The following is a 14,414-nucleotide window of genomic DNA, read 5'->3' on the forward strand; positions in this document are numbered from 1 at the left end:
GGCACTGGCGCTCAGGCGCGGCGCGCCGGCCGGCTGGCCGTCCAGCCGGACACCGGACGGCGACACGTAATGCGCATAAGTCTGGTCGATGTAGGCCAGCGCGCCGTTCAGGCGCCAGATCCGGTTGAGCGTCCACTGCGCGCTCAGCTCGGCGCCCGTCGCGCGCTGGTCGCTGTTGACGACCTGGTAGCTGGGCACGCCGGCGCCGGCATTGGCCGCCACCAGGGTCAGGCTTTGCAGATTGGTGAAGTCGTAATGGAAGATCGACGCCTCGTAGGACAGGCCCAGCGCACGCACCCGCCCCTTGATGCCGATCTCCGTATTCGTCACCAGTTCCTCGTCGTAATAGCCATTCACGCCGAGGGCATCGAAACCGCCGGCCAGATAGCCCTTGCTCCACGAGCCGTACACCATGTGGTCCCGCGTCAGGTGGCGGTCCAGCACGATGCGCGGGCTGAAGTTATTCCAGCTCCTCGATGCCGGGAACGGGCTGGTGCTCGATACGGTGTTGTTGAACTCGACGTTGCGTGCCACCACGGCCTGCAGCGATGCCGCCTGTTGCGGGGTCAGCAGTTTCAGGGCGACCGCGGCCGGAAACAGCTGTGCTTGCTGCATGACGGCGAGGCGAGCGTCGAGCTCGCTTGCGATACGTGGCGGGTTATACCAGCTGAAGCGCTTGTCGTCGTGCGTGAAACGGCCGCCGACCGTCAGGTTGGTGACCGGGCTCACATGCCAGAGCAGGTCGCCATACACGGCATAGGCGCGGTATTCGCCCTTGTCGTGGATGCTCTCGCGCCACGGCAGGCCGGCCAGGCTCAGCCCTTGCAGCGCCGCGTTGCCGGTGGCACGGCCGATGCCCTGGGCCAGGCCAGTCAGCGTGGCATAGGGCGCGCTGCCGGCGGCATGGCGAATCAGCGTGTCCAGCGACAGCGTCGTCAAGTCCACGTGCTGCGTCTGGGTGGCGCGCTCGCGATAGGCACTGACGCCGCCCACCCAGTCGAGCGCGCCGTTCTGTCCGCTCAACTTGAATTCCTGCTGCCAGGTCGAGTTCGATTCGACGTTGCCGATGCCGATATACGCCGCCGGATTCATCGACCCGTCGTTGTCCTGCCAGTTCTGCGTGTTGAAGTGGCGGTAGGCGGTGATGCTGCTCAATGTCGCATGGCGCAGCGGCGTCGTCACACGCAGCGTGAGGCCGTCGAAGGTGCGCGCCTGCGCATTGGGCCCGGCGTCGTTGGCCAGCGGCTGCCTGCGCGGATCGACCCACGCCGCGGGCCCGCCAAAGTCGATCTTCCCGCCCGTGAGGGAAAACACCGGCGGGCCGGACACACGCATCACCCCGTGTTCCCAGCCGAGGATGGCGTCGGTGTCGTCGCGCCGCCAGCGCACGGTGGCGCGCAGGCCGCGCTCGCCATCGTCGCCCATGCGCTGACCATTGAAGGTGTTGCGGACCCAGCCGTTGTCGCGCTGGTCGACCGCCGAGATGCGCAGCGCCAGTCCCTCGGCCAGCGGGGTGTTGTAGAGCAGTTCGGTATGGACCGCCCCACGCGTGCCGACCCGGACCAGTCCACTCGCTTCGGTCCGCTCGACGGGATCGTTGGTGACAATGGAGATGACACCGGCTGCCGCATTGCGTCCGAACAGCGTGCCTTGCGGACCTTTCAGCACTTCGATCCGCTTGACGTCATTGAAGTTCAGCAGCGATCCACCGGTCTTGCCGACATACACGGAGTCGGTGAAGATGCCGACCGGCGAGTCCGTGCCGATGCCGTAATCCTCGGTACCGACGCCACGCAGGAAAATGATCGGACGGGTGGATTGCAGCGGCTCGACCGACAAGCCGGGGACGAACGCGTCCATGTCGGCCAGGTTGACCACGCCGACATCCCTGAGCGCACTGCCGGCCAGCGTCTGCACGGCGATCGGCACGTTCTGGATGTCCTGGCTGCGGCTCTGCGCGGTGACCGTGACCACCGGCATGGCATCCTGCGCGCGACAGGCCTGCGGCACGCCCGCTGCCGCAACGGTCGTGGTCAGTGCAAGCCTGACGGCATGCCGGTTCATCCCCCGACGCAAATTCCGCTGACTCGATTTCATTATTGCCCCGTGAACCATTCGATCAATGCGATATCCTGATCACAACGGCAAACCTTGGCAAGGCCAATCAAGCGCTTTGCTGCATGTTTTTCTCAGGAAGGAGGCGCGTCGCCAGGCAGGTAACCTGGTCGAAAACCGGTTCCGGGGCGGTATCCAGGATGTCGTGGAACTCGAACAGTTCCTGGCGCTTCGATTCGTGGAAAGTCGAACGAGCCGAGATCGATAATATTGTGCTATTAAAACAATTTCCATGGAGCACGTTTAGACACGTAGCCACTTTACGCCACACGAAGTTCGCCTTCCCTCCTTGCTGAAGTCCCAAATTGGGACTATCATGGAGGTGTGCGAATCCTGTCCCTACCTACCCTTCGGACCTTGTACGAACGACCGGAGTATGCCGACTCTAAGGAGCCACTTCTTAACTGGCATGGCCATGTCCTCAAGGCCAAGTGGCAATCCCCGGCGGACGTCAAAGCCGATTTTGGTACTGCGAGCATCCTGAAAGACGGACGCGTGGTCTTCAATATCGCTGGCAACAAGTATCGCCTGGTCAAGTCCATCAACTATCCGTACGGGATCGTTTTCGTCAAGTTCGTCGGCACGCACAAGCAGTACGACGCCATCGATGCACAAACTATCGAGGGACATCATGGACATTAAGCCTATTCGTACCGAAGCAGACTACCAGGCAGCGCTGCGCGAAGTGGAATCGCTCATGACTGCCGAGTTCGGAACGCCGGAAGGCGATCGTCTGGATGTGCTTGCGACACTGGTCGAAGCCTACGAGGCAAAACACTTCCCGATGGAAGCCGCAGACCCGATCGAAGCCATCAAATTCCAGATGGATCAGAAGGGCCTTACCGTCAAGGATCTCGAGCCGATGATTGGCCGGTCCAACAGGGTGTACGAGGTGCTGAACCGGACTCGTCCTTTGACGCTTCCGATGATCTGGCGGCTGCATAAAGGACTTGGTATCCCAGCCGAGGCTCTTATCCAACCGCCCAAAAGCGCTGCTGCTGTTTGACTCACTGTCGCCAGATCGATCTCGACGTGTTGTGACTTAAACAGTTCGGCCCTCCACGAAAGCCGGGGTGCTTCGGCCCCATCCTATGGTAGGTGTGCCTGTCTTGCGTTGCGTAGGAACGTCCTGTTCTCGCACGGTTCCGTGACGGTTCGCGATTGAGGTGCAGATCAACCTCAACAGGGGTGAATCCATGGTGAAGCGGACTAAACAGGACTGAAGCACCGTTTTGCACGGCTACAGGGCTCATGTGAGCCCATCCGCAACGGCCTGCTAGGCCGCCAAAATGCGACTCTAACTACAGCTCGGTCGATGTCAAATTAAATTTGACTAATAGGCGCATTCTTCAAATGAAACTTACATAAAATCAGCGCAGCATGTTTATTATTTGGAGGCGAGGACGGGAGTCGGACCCGTTTAGACGGCTTTGCAGGCCGTTTTGGCCTTCTGGAATCAAGGAGTTAGCTCTGCACCGCACTTTGCACCGCATGAGTTCGTTAGAACATGTCGTGCAAAAGCAGGCGAAAGCCTTTCTCATGCGACCGGCCGAGTCGCGTAATAGAAGCCAACAAGGAGCAACATGGGCAAGAGAAGATGCGACACGGCCGCAGCCAACGCATACCACCTCGCCCGCCTCCCTTCCGGGAAGCACCCCACCCCGAGCACGATGAGCTGATAGCCCGCAGCAAGATAAAACGCGGCAGAAAAACTGCTGTCGGCAAGCGCCGCCAGAAAACCCTGGAATAGCGTCAGGTTCATCGATTGAATTCCATCATGGCCATGGAACATCAGCGAACGGCATGCATGAACATGACCTCGACGCGATCTGCCTTCCTGTCGCAGTGTCTGGCGCGTGCGGCACCATAGAGCATGGAGTCGAACGTGATCCATTTCGGCGTCAGCATATCCTTGCGCGCGACCGTGAAGTTGGCCTCGCCATCGTGGAAAGCCAGAATGGGGGGTATCTCTTTGCCGTCGCCGCCTTGCGGATTGTAGACTTCGAGCTCAACCTTGCCGCTGGCATCGTCGTAGCCAGCGACTGCTTTGCCGGCCAAGGTAAAGCCGCAGCCTAGGCCCTGCTGATGGTAGGTGTAGTCAAACGATGGGACGCCGCGCGTATCAGCCTTCAGGTTTGCGATGCGCAGGTCGTGGCTGATGCCGCCGAGCTTCTCCGCGAAATGCAGGTCTGCGGCGGTGGACGCGTGCGCCCCGCAAGCAGCAAGCAGGCAGGCAACTCGAATGAGTGTCTTCAGCATGGTTGGTCTCGATAGGGTGATGAGGCGCGCTAGCGGGTCTTGCACGCGGTGACCGGGCCGAATACAAACTCCAGCCTACGCCCGAGCTGGCCCACGCCGTACCAGTTCCGGCTGTCCGACACGATAAATTTCGGCGTATTCCCCAGCACGTCGAGCGTCGTTTCGGCACCCGTGGCGGGATCGATCCACACCAATCCCCGCTTGCCGCCCGAACCTGCACAGGACTGGCGGATCGCCAGCAGGCCCTGCCCCGCAGGCGTGAAGGCTTCCACCTTGCAGAACGCGCTTTTATACGTAACCGCGGGAGTGATCGTGCCGCCTGCATCGACCGCGATCAGCGAAGACGTCCCGCGTGACTGCGAGAGCGAGTACGTCGTCGCCTGATAATCGATCGCGGTCGCGATGTTGTCCGAGGCTGTGACCACCTTATGCTGCGGACGCACGCTCCACAGATACCCGCCGCCCAGTTTAATTTTTGAGTTGGCGTAATAGATGGCGAGGTCGTTCTTCGGAACGATTTTCGGGTAGAAGTCGCCGCCGATGTACCATTGGCTCCCGATGGCCCGCACGGCGGCGAATTGCGTATAGCTGCCGTCTTTCATCATGCGCGTATGGAACTCCAGCGATTCGTCTACGGCCGTGACGAACATGCCGTAATACTCGTTGTTCGCGTCCGTATCCTTGCCAAAGCCGATGACGTCCAACTTGCCATCATGCGCCAGCATATCGATGGCAACCCGGCTTTCGGTAGACACCGGAATCGCAGCGCGCTTGAGTTCGTCGCCACTCCTGCTGTACTTGACCACGTAGACGCGGCCCACGTTGTTCGCCATCGCGTGTGCGGTGTCGGCGTTCGCCAGCACATACACGTTGTTGCCGTGGAACCGGCACGCCACGGCGTACACATTGGCCGTCGCGTCGGGAGGAGGCATCTGCCGGGTCCAACCTGCTTTTTTCCGTACCAGGTCCACCAGCGTGACGGTACTATAGACGGCCGCGCCAGGCTCCTTCACGTACGAGGTGACGACGCAGGCCTGTGTGCCGTCCGGCGAGATGGCGATGTTGTTGATGTCGGACGACGCCGTGAGATCGCCGAGCGGAATGCTGCCGGAGCGCGTAAGTTGCCCGCCTTGCGCATGGCCACACGCGATCAACAGGCTCAAGGAGCAGGTGGAAAATCGGTTCATGGCGGCTCCTGTGCACACCGGATTCAACGTCTCGCGGCAGCCGGGTGCACTGCTACCTCCGATATGGTTGCTCGTAGAGACTCTATAAGCGCTTGTGCGCATATGCTAACCAGCGGTGAACGTTGCCTGGGTCGAAATCAGAGCAGCTCCGCAACTCGTCTTATGTCCGTCGTAAGCGACTTGAATCCCATCGATGAGGTGATCAGGATTGCCTTCTACGACCGTACAGTTGTCATGTCCCGGCTTTGGACATGAACATAAATCGCCCACCCGGGCGACCGGAATACCGCCGATGGTATAGTGCTCTGCGGTTACTTTCACCACCTTACCACCGTGGCTGGTTGAATCGCCGAGTCGGATTACGTTAGGCATGAGCAGTATAGATTTGTCGAACTGAATTTACGCACCATACCCTCGGGTGCTTTGACCGGCAGTGGAGTGCTAAGTGAGGCTGTCGTCTGGGCCGGACGCCTTTGGCCGTTGCTGTGCACGATTGTCGTCTGTCGGCTTACCATCAGGTTTCATTTGGTACGCAATCAGGGTCCAGACTGTTGCCACCTCGTGCGTTCGCACATTGCCGCTCAATTTCTGCCAAAGGCTTGGAGCCCCTCGCAACGTCGCAGGAGGCATCAAATCTCCCTGCCTGAAGAATTGCGGCTGAGCGCCTTCGACCGTAGCATGTTCACTACATTGCCAATATCCGGTCTGCGGACAAACCTTCCCTGTGGCGACGAGTTCCCCAAGTGGCACTGCCGGCACGTGAGCGGTGTTGCCGACTTTGTTAACGGTTGACGTTGGACGGAGTCGCAAACTCGTCGAGATCGCCTGCCAGAGCTGTAGAGCGGCTTCATCCGACAGGCTCGAATTGACAGGATTGCCTGGATTCCCCTTGCCTGTCTCGAGCTCGAGCGTGATGTTGGGTGCAAGTACATCCATGCCCTTGCCCGGGCTTTCCCACATGAACGAGTGGGCACTGGTGCCGTTCGACTCCTTCACGCGCACGAGCACTTCGGAGCCCGGTATGCCGTTCAGAGTGCGCGCCTGTTTGCCCAGGTACTTGATGCTGCTGGCGAACTCCATTGCCGTATCGTTCTTCGCATGGCGTGCCAACAAGGACTCCTGGGGCTTGTCCAGCACCGCCGTGTCCAACCGGATTGCGATATCCGGATGCCCCTTGAGGGTCGCGAACATCGTGACGCCTTCGTCAGGTTCCGGAGGCGTCGTGCTGTGGATGATGCCATTCTCTGTACAAAATCCTGGCTCTGCCGGCATGGAGCCTGCAGTCCTCGAGGCGAAGTTCTTTACGAGGTCGTGCACGACCTGCTCATACTTCGGCGAGGCCAGGGATTGCCCTTTGAAGCGATAGAGAAGGTCATCCTTCAGCGCAAACGCTTCGACGGTAATGCCCTCGTCGCCGGTCACGGGCTGCCCGTTCCGCATCCTCGTGACGGCTTTTTCACGACCTGAATACAAGAGCGTCGCCTGCAGGTTGACCCCGTCGACGACCTCGCGCTTTTCCAATGATGGTCTTCCAAGCTCGTTCGTCTCGCCCCCCAACGCCGAGACGCGCTCGGCGATCGCGGCAGCCGCCTTTTGTGCGTCGTATCCCGCCTCCACACTGATCGTGACGCCGTCGACGCGCGCATCGGTAAAGGTGACTTCCGCGTCGGCCGGGAGGTCAACCATCAGTCTGCCAACACATACTGTTTTCGTTTGTTGCATCATTTGTTGTGCCGTCCTTGATTGCTGGCGTTGCGGGGGCGTCTTGCTGGCGACAAGAACTGCCACAAACAGTCCTGCCACGACGATGAACGTGTACCGCGTACGCTTTCCGATCTTCACTTAGCCTCCTGCACGATCTTGCAGATCAGATGGTGGGTCAGACTGAGCATGTGCTTGTTTGCATAACTACCCTGGTGGTCATAGCCAGTGGTGCGAAAAATGCGCCGTACTTTGCCACGTGGCCCGTCGCCAGACTGCTGCGAAACGGTACCGTCGCCGGACGTATCCTGGTCGCCTGGCGTGAACAATATTTCCCATACCGGCAGTTTATAAACCTCAGGCATTTGGATGAACCGGTTTTCGGTTTGCAGCGCCACCATCGGTTTGCCGGCAGGGAGCAGGCTCTTGACGGGATCGGTCAGCGCGCGTTGCTCGTCGGTTACCCAGCGGAACTTGCCAAATGAAGGTTTATCCTCGTCCGCGCCGTAATACGCATAAGTATTCGGGTGATAGTACGTGTCGAGTAGCTTCGTATGGAATTTCTCGGCCTGGGCCACCGCCTTGTCGCATGCACCTTTTACTCCGTCCTTGATCTTGCGATATTTACCAGCAGGATCCGCCAGACTGGGATCGATCAGGCGGAACCACGCGTCATAGTCACGGTACATGTCGCAAACGTTGCTGTGCTGGAGCGCGGCGACGTCTACGATGGTACCGTCCGGCTTTCTGACAGATGCGAACAGCCATGGCGACGGGTAGAGGTGGTTGGGGAGGAGTTCGAGAGGCCCGCATGCTGTAGCCATCGACGGCGTGGTCTTTTCGGGCGTGTCGCCTGCAATGGTCGCGAAACCCTTCATCGTATTACGGTCGTTCCAGCCTGCACCTGGCGCCGATTGTTCCGTTCCGCTGACGATGCGGCGATAGGCCAGTGGTGCGCCGAGCGCAGGCATGACGCCATGAACGACCCCGAGGATCTGGTCGGGAATCAGTTTGGCACATGCCCTTCCGACGAGGCCCCCCATCGAATGGGTAACGATGATGACCTGCTTGCATTCGTGCTTCCGGTCGGCCCAGAACTTGATAATCTCGAGGACCCGGTTCTTGAGCCGCTCGGCCGAGAATTCGTTCGAACGAACCCAGTTATATCCGCACGCGTAGACCGGATACTGGTACTGCGCGAATTTCTCCAACTCCTCTTCGGTCAACGGGGCGAGATCGGCGGCATTCCAGGAGGCTCGATCGTACTTCATGACCTTGTCCCAATAAGGACGCGGCTGGCGCTTCCTATTCGGGACGCCCGGAAGAAACGTGCTGTTCAGATTGGTTTGCAACGCAGCCAGCAAGGGGCCGTAGCTGTCCGCGTGGACCTCTCCCCACCAGCGTGTGCGCAGGTGCTCGATTGTGATGCCCTCGGCGCCGTCGGGCAGCGTCACCTGGCCAGAATCGTCCACTTCGAGTGTGTCGCCGTCCAGTATGCGCTGACGTTGCGCTGGGTTACGGTCCTTCCATACCAGCAAAGCCTTCACCTTCTCGGTCAGCCCGTTCGGCGGTCGCCACGCTGGGCTACCCGCCGACAATTCCCCATTCTGGGGCTGCTTTTTGTTCGTTGTCGCGCGCAGGTTGCTGCCCATGATACCGGGTACGACGATAACGGGAATCACCTTGCTTGACGGAATAGCGATGCCACCGATCGTGGTCATTGCCTCGGGCGTGAGTACGCTCATGCCCTTGAGAATGCCGTCATCGCCGACAATCGGGTCAGGGAGACGGCGGAATGGTTCTGTCATGACTGTTGTTTGATTTCGATTGATTACGACGCATCGCCATGTGGCTCGATAAAGATCTGCACTTCGCCCATGGACGTCGATCGCATCAGTTCAGTGCGTCCCTCAGCGTCGGTCTTTCCTGAGATTTCCTGGCCGTCGGACAGGATGGCGCGGTAGCTCCGGCGTGCTACCGGCAAGCCGGACTGCTGGTCGAACAGGACGATCCGTTCGTTGGTCCTGATGTCACTGGTCGGCAGCGTCATCGCCGCGACCGAGCCGCCACCGCCGGTCACATGGGCGAATTTGGCAGACTTGATCGTGTGGTTCGCACTGCACTGGTGCACGATCTCGTCATTGCCGAGGTCGACCTGCGCCCCCTTGGCGACCACGCGTACCTTCGGCGCCTGCAGCACGATTTCGTCGGCGGCACTCAGGACGATCCGTTTCGCGGACGTGATTTCGATATCGTCCTTGTGGGTCTGGATTTCCATCTTGCCGGACGCGGCGACCAGTTTCATGCCGAGCTTGTGAGCAAACATGCTGACGGTCTGGGCTGCGCGCACCAGGAACGTACTGCCTGTACTCACCTGGGTCGTGCCCACACTGATGAGGTCAATCTGGCTTTGCGCGCCCACCAGTACGTTGTCCTGGCTACCGATGGCGACGCCCGCCGGGGCGCTGACGGCGACCATCGGCATTCTGCCGCCGGTACCATCCGGGTCGACATTGGTACCGGCCTCCCATTCGTTGAGCCGCTTGACGAGGTCCTTGAGCTTCGCGGCCGGTGTCGGATCCGCATGGTGCGTCTCAGCTAACTGCGACAGTTGCTGCTGGACGCTCTGGAGCACCTCGGTCAGCCCCAACAGCGCCTCCCGCTGCAGCAACGCGCCGTCAGCACTGCGCTGGCCGTCCGCACTGATGAACACGCCGGATTTACCGCGTACGGATACGGCGCCGTCCGAACGCAGTTCGGCGCCCTCTCCGCGGGCGCCGCCGTGTCCGTTCTGGCGCGGGTGAGTCAGCCATCCGAGGTTCAGCTGGCTATGACCATGTTCGCTCGCGAGCTGGCTGCTGATCTCTCCGGGCGTGTCGTCGAACCGTAGCTGGTTGTAGCGCATGCCCTTGACTTCCTTGCTCTTGATGCCGGCAAGGAAGCGGTTTCCGGGCAATTCCCCGACGTGACTGAAGGCCGGCGGCAAGGGCCTGCCATACATGCTGCCCACGACGACCGGCTTGTCCGGGTCGCCGCCGAGGAAGTCCACCAGCACCTCGTCCCCGACGCGCGGCAAATGCATGCTGCCCCATTTATCGCTCGCCCAAAAGCTGGCGACACGCACCCAAGCCGAGTCGCGATCGCTGTTCGAGGCACCGGGACCGGACCCGTGGTCTTGTTCGCGCGTTCCGAGAAAACGCAGCTTGACGCGGCCCATCGCATCGCAATGCACCTCTTCGCCAGGGGGGCCGACAACGACGGCACTTTGCAACGTCACGCGCGGCAGGTCCGTGCGCGGATCGAATGCAGGAACGATGGGAATACCGCGCCGCACGCACGAGAACCGGTTCGTGTAGCGCATCTCGCGTCGTTCACTCGCACCGAAAAGTTCGGACGCGGCACGCCCGTTTTCCCAGCCATTCACGGCAAACAGGCGCTGCACAACTTCATCGGCCGTCGTCGGTAAATTATTTTCCGCGCTGACCCATAATTCCGTCAGCACGAATTCGCGCTCGTCTTCCGGATGCGAATCGATCTCAGGATGCCCATCCAGACTGAACTACTCTCCGACACACAAGTCACGCACACCGCCTTCGCCATGGAAACACTTTGATTCGTATTCGTGCCTCTGGATACGCAGTTCTCCGAGCCGCTTGTAATCTGCAACATCATCGCCCGCATGCGGGGGATCGACGAGGTAGTCGTCTAAGCTAAAGGCGAACTGGGTGCCGACTTCGCCGAGGCGCATCACGGTCGGTGCCTGGACGGACATCAATGCGCCTGTCTTGTAGTCCCAGCTCTGCCGGCTGACGCTGCCACTCCTCAGCGTTCGCGTTGCGCTCCAGTGATAAATGCTGTCGGACGTCAGCGTGGCGAGGTCATTGTCGAATCGGATTGCGCCCGCTTCATTGCGGCCGAGGACGTACGGAGAATCGAACAGGACCAGCGTGTGCGCCGGCGTCCGGTCGGTGCCGGTTTCGCTTGCAGCACCCGGGCGGATAAACCAGGAAATACCGCGCCGTTTCCACAACCGGCGTAAAAATGCAGCATCCGATTCGTTGTGCTGCATTGTGAATTCACGGGAGGGATAAGCGTTGCCTACGCCGGAAAAATCGATATCCAGCACCCTTGCCAGCACTGGATTCATCGCCCGCCATTCGTTGATCAAGGCTGCGGACAAATCGATCTCATTGACATTGCGGAAAACACGTGTGTTCACCCGCTGCTCCATCAATGCCAGTGAATCCCGAACAACGAGGTGATAAGTGGCAAGTCCGCCATCACTCTGCCCCGCCGCCGCTTCCGCCACGATGCCGCAAACGGAACGCAATTGTCCGCGATCGGTGACGAATTGCAGCTCGATCGGCAGGGCAATTAAATCTTTGAGAGGTAACGTGGCGTGCGACGATACGCAATAAAGCCGATATTCCAGGCCGCCGCACAACTGTTCGTGCCCATCTGCTTTTTTAACGAGCAGAACATCGTCAAAAACGTTTTCCGGGCCGGCAAGTCTCAGACGGATGGGGCGATGTGCTTCGCTCAAACCCGACACTAAATTACCCAACTCGTTGAAAAGCGACCTACCTGTTCCGTCGAGGCTCTCGAACATATATTCCCGCAAACAATTGTTGAGTGACAATAACTGGGAAACGATCTGCTGCAGTGGCAGCGGAAATGATTGTTACGTCACGCGGGCGTACGATATCACAACAGAATGTGGGGATTTCTCTCGGAAATTCACAGTTCGCAAGACGCAAACGATCCGGCGGAACCGGGCAACGGCCAGTCAGGTGCAACCGTTTTCGAGCAAATGAGGATGGGGAAAACGTTCTTATGCGACCGGCCGAGTCGCGTAGTAAAAGCCGGCAAGCAGGAACATAGATGTCTAGACTCGTGGGATCATGTACCCATCCGTAGCTGGCCGCTCTTCAAGGCCAGGAACGTTTTGCGTACACCGTTCCAATCCGATCTTTCACTGGCGACACGATGGCCCAGGTACTGCACAGCCAAGCTCGCACCACCCACCTGATCCGTGAGGAAATCAGGAACTCAAGGCTGCCGCAAGCAAAATTGGCCAGGCTGTGCAACGTCTCCCGCCAGACCATCCGGAAATGGCAAGATCGGGATTCCTCGGAAGACAAGTCGCACGCGCCCATCAAGATGTACACAACTCTGTCTCCCGAACAGGAGCTCATCGTTGTGGAGCTACGTAAGACTCTCCTGCTACCGACGGACGACCTGCTGGCGGTCACACGCGAGTTCATCAATCCCGCAGTCTCGCGTGCCGGCCTCGGGCGCTGCCTGCGCCGCCACGGCGTCTCCGACCTGCGCGACCTGGTCGAGCAGGAAGGCGCTGCCCCGGCTACGAAGAAGACCTTCAAGGACTACGAGCCGGGCTTCGTGCACATTGACATCAAGTACCTGCCGCAGATGCCGGACGAAACGGCAAGGCGCTATCTGTTTGCTGCCATCGACCGCGCCACGCGCTGGGTTTTCGTCGAACTGTATGCCGATCAAACCGACGGCAGCAGTGTCGATTTCCTCACCAAGGTCCAGCATGCCTGCCCGGTCAAGATCGTCAAACTGCTGACCGACAACGGCAGCCAGTTCACCGACCGCTTCACGGCCGGCGGCAAAAAGAAGGAGCCCAGCGGTTCGCACGTGTTCGATCGGCTGTGCAAACAGTTCGACATCGAGCACCGCCTCATCCCACCTCGCCACCCGCAGACCAACGGCATGGTGGAGCGCTTCAATGGCCGCATCAGCGACATCGTCAACCAGACCCGTTTGGGCTCAGCTGCCGAACTGGAATCGACGCTGCGCAATTACGTCAAGATCTACAACCACAGCATTCCGCAGCGAGCGCTCAAGCATAAAACACCCATTCAGGCACTCAAGGAATGGAATGAAAAACGCCCTGAATTATTCAGGAAACGCGTCTATAACCAGCCGGGTCTTGACAACCCATGGCGGCGCCAGCATCGCTGCTGTTGACGGCGTTGAACTTGCTGCCATCGATGGCGACCACCCAGCTGCCGGCACAATACAACGAACTGGCGGCAAACATCGCGACGGAAGTTCGCTGTCGCCATGAAGTCGGGGCTCAAGCGCTGCATCAGCCACATCAATTCGATGTTGCGCTGGGCTTCATCCGCAGATGTGCGTCGATTTAGGAAAAGCCTTCTCGAGTATCGCCAGAGGCGACGCACACGACATCGGCCGACAACACTTTGCCTTCATCAGCTGCCTTGCCGATCAGCATGTGAATCGCACGCTGGCTGGGCGTGGTTTGACGTCGTCCGGAAGGCACCTGCAATGCCCCACAGCGCAAGATATGCATTCGATAATACATTTTCTAATGTCGAAGGTTTGCTATGCGCCGGCGTCAACTACACGATGCGGCAAGCCTTAATTCGTCGTGAATTGCTGACGTAGATCAGCGCCAATGCGCTGATCTGACAGAATGCTGGAGGCGAGGACGGGAGTCGAACCCGTCTAGACGGCTTTGCAGGCCGTTTTCGCTCTTAGGAATCAAAGGGTTAGCTCTGCACCACACTTTGCACCACATGAGTTCGTCGCATTCGAGGTGCAGAGCCCCAGGCGTGGCTTCGGCCTGCGCTTCGTTCGCGACTTGCTTGGCAAGCTGCTTGGCGGCTTGAACTGCAAGCGTCTACGATCCCTGCTTCGACACCGCCAACGCGACATTCACGCAGCAATTACGGCTCGACTATTACTCTAGACCAGAGCAGGGTCGATCGGATCGCGCCGGTAAAACGTAAGGTCCGGGCAAGGCATACATACCTAATCCCTACCTCGATCAGTGTCTGTAGTCTTAGAGAGCCGACCTCTGCCATCTTGTTCAGCACGATTCTATGCTCCACCGCGACTGGTCCAGTCTGTCACATCATGAGTTCGGCCGGCGAACGGAGTTAGGGGCCAAACGGCTCAGCGATGGGCAAGCTGCCGCCCGGTCGAGCATCTTGATCATCGTTCCGCGTACCCGCAGCACAGCCGTATGTAATTGCGGAGGCATCGGCCTTCCTAATCTAGCGCGCCAGGCCGAGTTCGCCATTCGCCACCCGCGCCTGGCGCCCCGCTTTGTCGGCCCGCCGCGCCATGCTCTGCAGGTCGAGCGGGCGCGTGAGCCGGTGG

12 protein-coding genes and 1 pseudogene are annotated in these 14,414 nt (G+C 59.6%); 3 read left to right on the forward strand and 10 right to left on the reverse strand.

Annotated features, from left to right (window positions below; translation table 11 throughout):
- Nucleotides 1-2,064 (reverse strand): TonB-dependent receptor (locus ACEN88_RS10705; RefSeq protein WP_413339473.1); only part of this gene is annotated, 2,064 nt, incomplete at its 3' end.
- Nucleotides 2,065-2,439: 375 nt separating this feature from the next.
- Between ACEN88_RS10705 and ACEN88_RS10710 the strand changes: the two genes are divergently transcribed.
- Nucleotides 2,440-2,757 (forward strand): type II toxin-antitoxin system HigB family toxin, encoded by a 318-nt coding sequence (locus ACEN88_RS10710; protein WP_413339474.1) that lies wholly within the window; start codon nt 2,440-2,442, stop codon nt 2,755-2,757.
- Nucleotides 2,747-3,121, forward strand: coding sequence for a helix-turn-helix domain-containing protein (locus ACEN88_RS10715; RefSeq protein WP_413339475.1), 375 nt, complete (start codon nt 2,747-2,749; stop codon nt 3,119-3,121). Before ACEN88_RS10710 ends, ACEN88_RS10715 begins: the two co-directional genes overlap by 11 nt.
- A 531-nt stretch (nt 3,122-3,652) precedes the next feature.
- Here ACEN88_RS10715 and ACEN88_RS10720 read toward each other — a convergent pair.
- The 8 genes from ACEN88_RS10720 to ACEN88_RS10755 all read right to left on the reverse strand — a co-directional run bounded on the left by ACEN88_RS10720 (nt 3,653) and on the right by ACEN88_RS10755 (nt 11,871).
- Nucleotides 3,653-3,877, reverse strand: coding sequence for a hypothetical protein (locus ACEN88_RS10720; RefSeq protein WP_413339477.1), 225 nt, complete (start codon nt 3,875-3,877; stop codon nt 3,653-3,655).
- Between the two features lie 29 nt (nt 3,878-3,906).
- On the reverse strand, nt 3,907-4,374 hold the full coding sequence (locus tag ACEN88_RS10725) for a hypothetical protein (protein ID WP_413339478.1): 468 nt from the start codon (nt 4,372-4,374) through the stop codon (nt 3,907-3,909).
- 29 nt (nt 4,375-4,403) lie between these two features.
- Nucleotides 4,404-5,561 (reverse strand): hypothetical protein, encoded by a 1,158-nt coding sequence (locus tag ACEN88_RS10730; protein ID WP_413339480.1) that lies wholly within the window; start codon nt 5,559-5,561, stop codon nt 4,404-4,406.
- A 105-nt stretch (nt 5,562-5,666) separates the two neighbouring features.
- Nucleotides 5,667-5,933 (reverse strand): PAAR domain-containing protein, encoded by a 267-nt coding sequence (locus ACEN88_RS10735; RefSeq protein ID WP_413339481.1) that lies wholly within the window; start codon nt 5,931-5,933, stop codon nt 5,667-5,669.
- Between the two features lie 69 nt (nt 5,934-6,002).
- The gene (locus ACEN88_RS10740; RefSeq protein ID WP_413339483.1) at nt 6,003-7,403 is read right to left on the reverse strand and encodes a T6SS immunity protein Tli4 family protein; all 1,401 of its coding nucleotides are present in this window, start codon (nt 7,401-7,403) and stop codon (nt 6,003-6,005) included.
- Nucleotides 7,400-9,070 carry an esterase/lipase family protein gene (locus ACEN88_RS10745; RefSeq protein WP_413339484.1) on the reverse strand — a complete coding sequence of 557 codons (1,671 nt, stop codon included), beginning with the start codon at nt 9,068-9,070 and terminating at the stop codon, nt 7,400-7,402. The genes ACEN88_RS10740 and ACEN88_RS10745 overlap by 4 nt, the downstream gene beginning before the upstream one ends.
- Before the next feature lie 23 nt (nt 9,071-9,093).
- Nucleotides 9,094-10,764, reverse strand: a complete 1,671-nt coding sequence (locus tag ACEN88_RS10750) for a DUF2345 domain-containing protein (protein WP_413339485.1) — start codon at nt 10,762-10,764, stop codon at nt 9,094-9,096.
- A gap of 57 nt (nt 10,765-10,821) precedes the next feature.
- Entirely contained in the window at nt 10,822-11,871 is a 1,050-nt protein-coding gene (locus tag ACEN88_RS10755) for a type VI secretion system Vgr family protein (protein ID WP_413339486.1), read from the reverse strand.
- 377 nt (nt 11,872-12,248) lie between these two features.
- On the opposite strand from ACEN88_RS10755, the gene ACEN88_RS10760 reads away from it, so the two are divergent.
- On the forward strand, nt 12,249-13,256 hold the full coding sequence (locus ACEN88_RS10760) for an IS481 family transposase (RefSeq protein ID WP_413339488.1): 1,008 nt from the start codon (nt 12,249-12,251) through the stop codon (nt 13,254-13,256).
- Here ACEN88_RS10760 and ACEN88_RS10765 read toward each other — a convergent pair.
- Nucleotides 13,243-13,462, reverse strand: a pseudogene (locus ACEN88_RS10765) (IS5/IS1182 family transposase); the annotation flags it as partial. The gene ACEN88_RS10760 and the pseudogene ACEN88_RS10765 overlap by 14 nt on opposite strands.
- Nucleotides 13,463-14,414: the final 952 nt, after the last annotated feature.

The sequence above is a fragment of the Massilia sp. CT11-108 genome, from assembly GCF_047302915.1.
In the GTDB taxonomy this organism is placed as follows: Bacteria; Pseudomonadota; Gammaproteobacteria; order Burkholderiales; family Burkholderiaceae_D; genus Telluria; species Telluria orientalis.

What these genes read in the sequence shown, in the direction of transcription:
- ACEN88_RS10715 (WP_413339475.1), top strand. Translation starts at nt 2,747, where the DNA reads ATGGACATTAAGCCTATTCGTACCGAAGCAGACTACCAGGCAGCGCTG.
- ACEN88_RS10720 (WP_413339477.1), bottom strand. Translation starts at nt 3,877, where the DNA reads ATGAACCTGACGCTATTCCAGGGTTTTCTGGCGGCGCTTGCCGACAGC.
- ACEN88_RS10725 (WP_413339478.1), bottom strand. Translation starts at nt 4,374, where the DNA reads ATGCTGAAGACACTCATTCGAGTTGCCTGCCTGCTTGCTGCTTGCGGG.
- ACEN88_RS10730 (WP_413339480.1), bottom strand. Translation starts at nt 5,561, where the DNA reads ATGAACCGATTTTCCACCTGCTCCTTGAGCCTGTTGATCGCGTGTGGC.
- ACEN88_RS10735 (WP_413339481.1), bottom strand. Translation starts at nt 5,933, where the DNA reads ATGCCTAACGTAATCCGACTCGGCGATTCAACCAGCCACGGTGGTAAG.
- ACEN88_RS10745 (WP_413339484.1), bottom strand. Translation starts at nt 9,070, where the DNA reads ATGACAGAACCATTCCGCCGTCTCCCTGACCCGATTGTCGGCGATGAC.
- ACEN88_RS10755 (WP_413339486.1), bottom strand. Translation starts at nt 11,871, where the DNA reads ATGTTCGAGAGCCTCGACGGAACAGGTAGGTCGCTTTTCAACGAGTTG.
- ACEN88_RS10760 (WP_413339488.1), top strand. Translation starts at nt 12,249, where the DNA reads ATGGCCCAGGTACTGCACAGCCAAGCTCGCACCACCCACCTGATCCGT.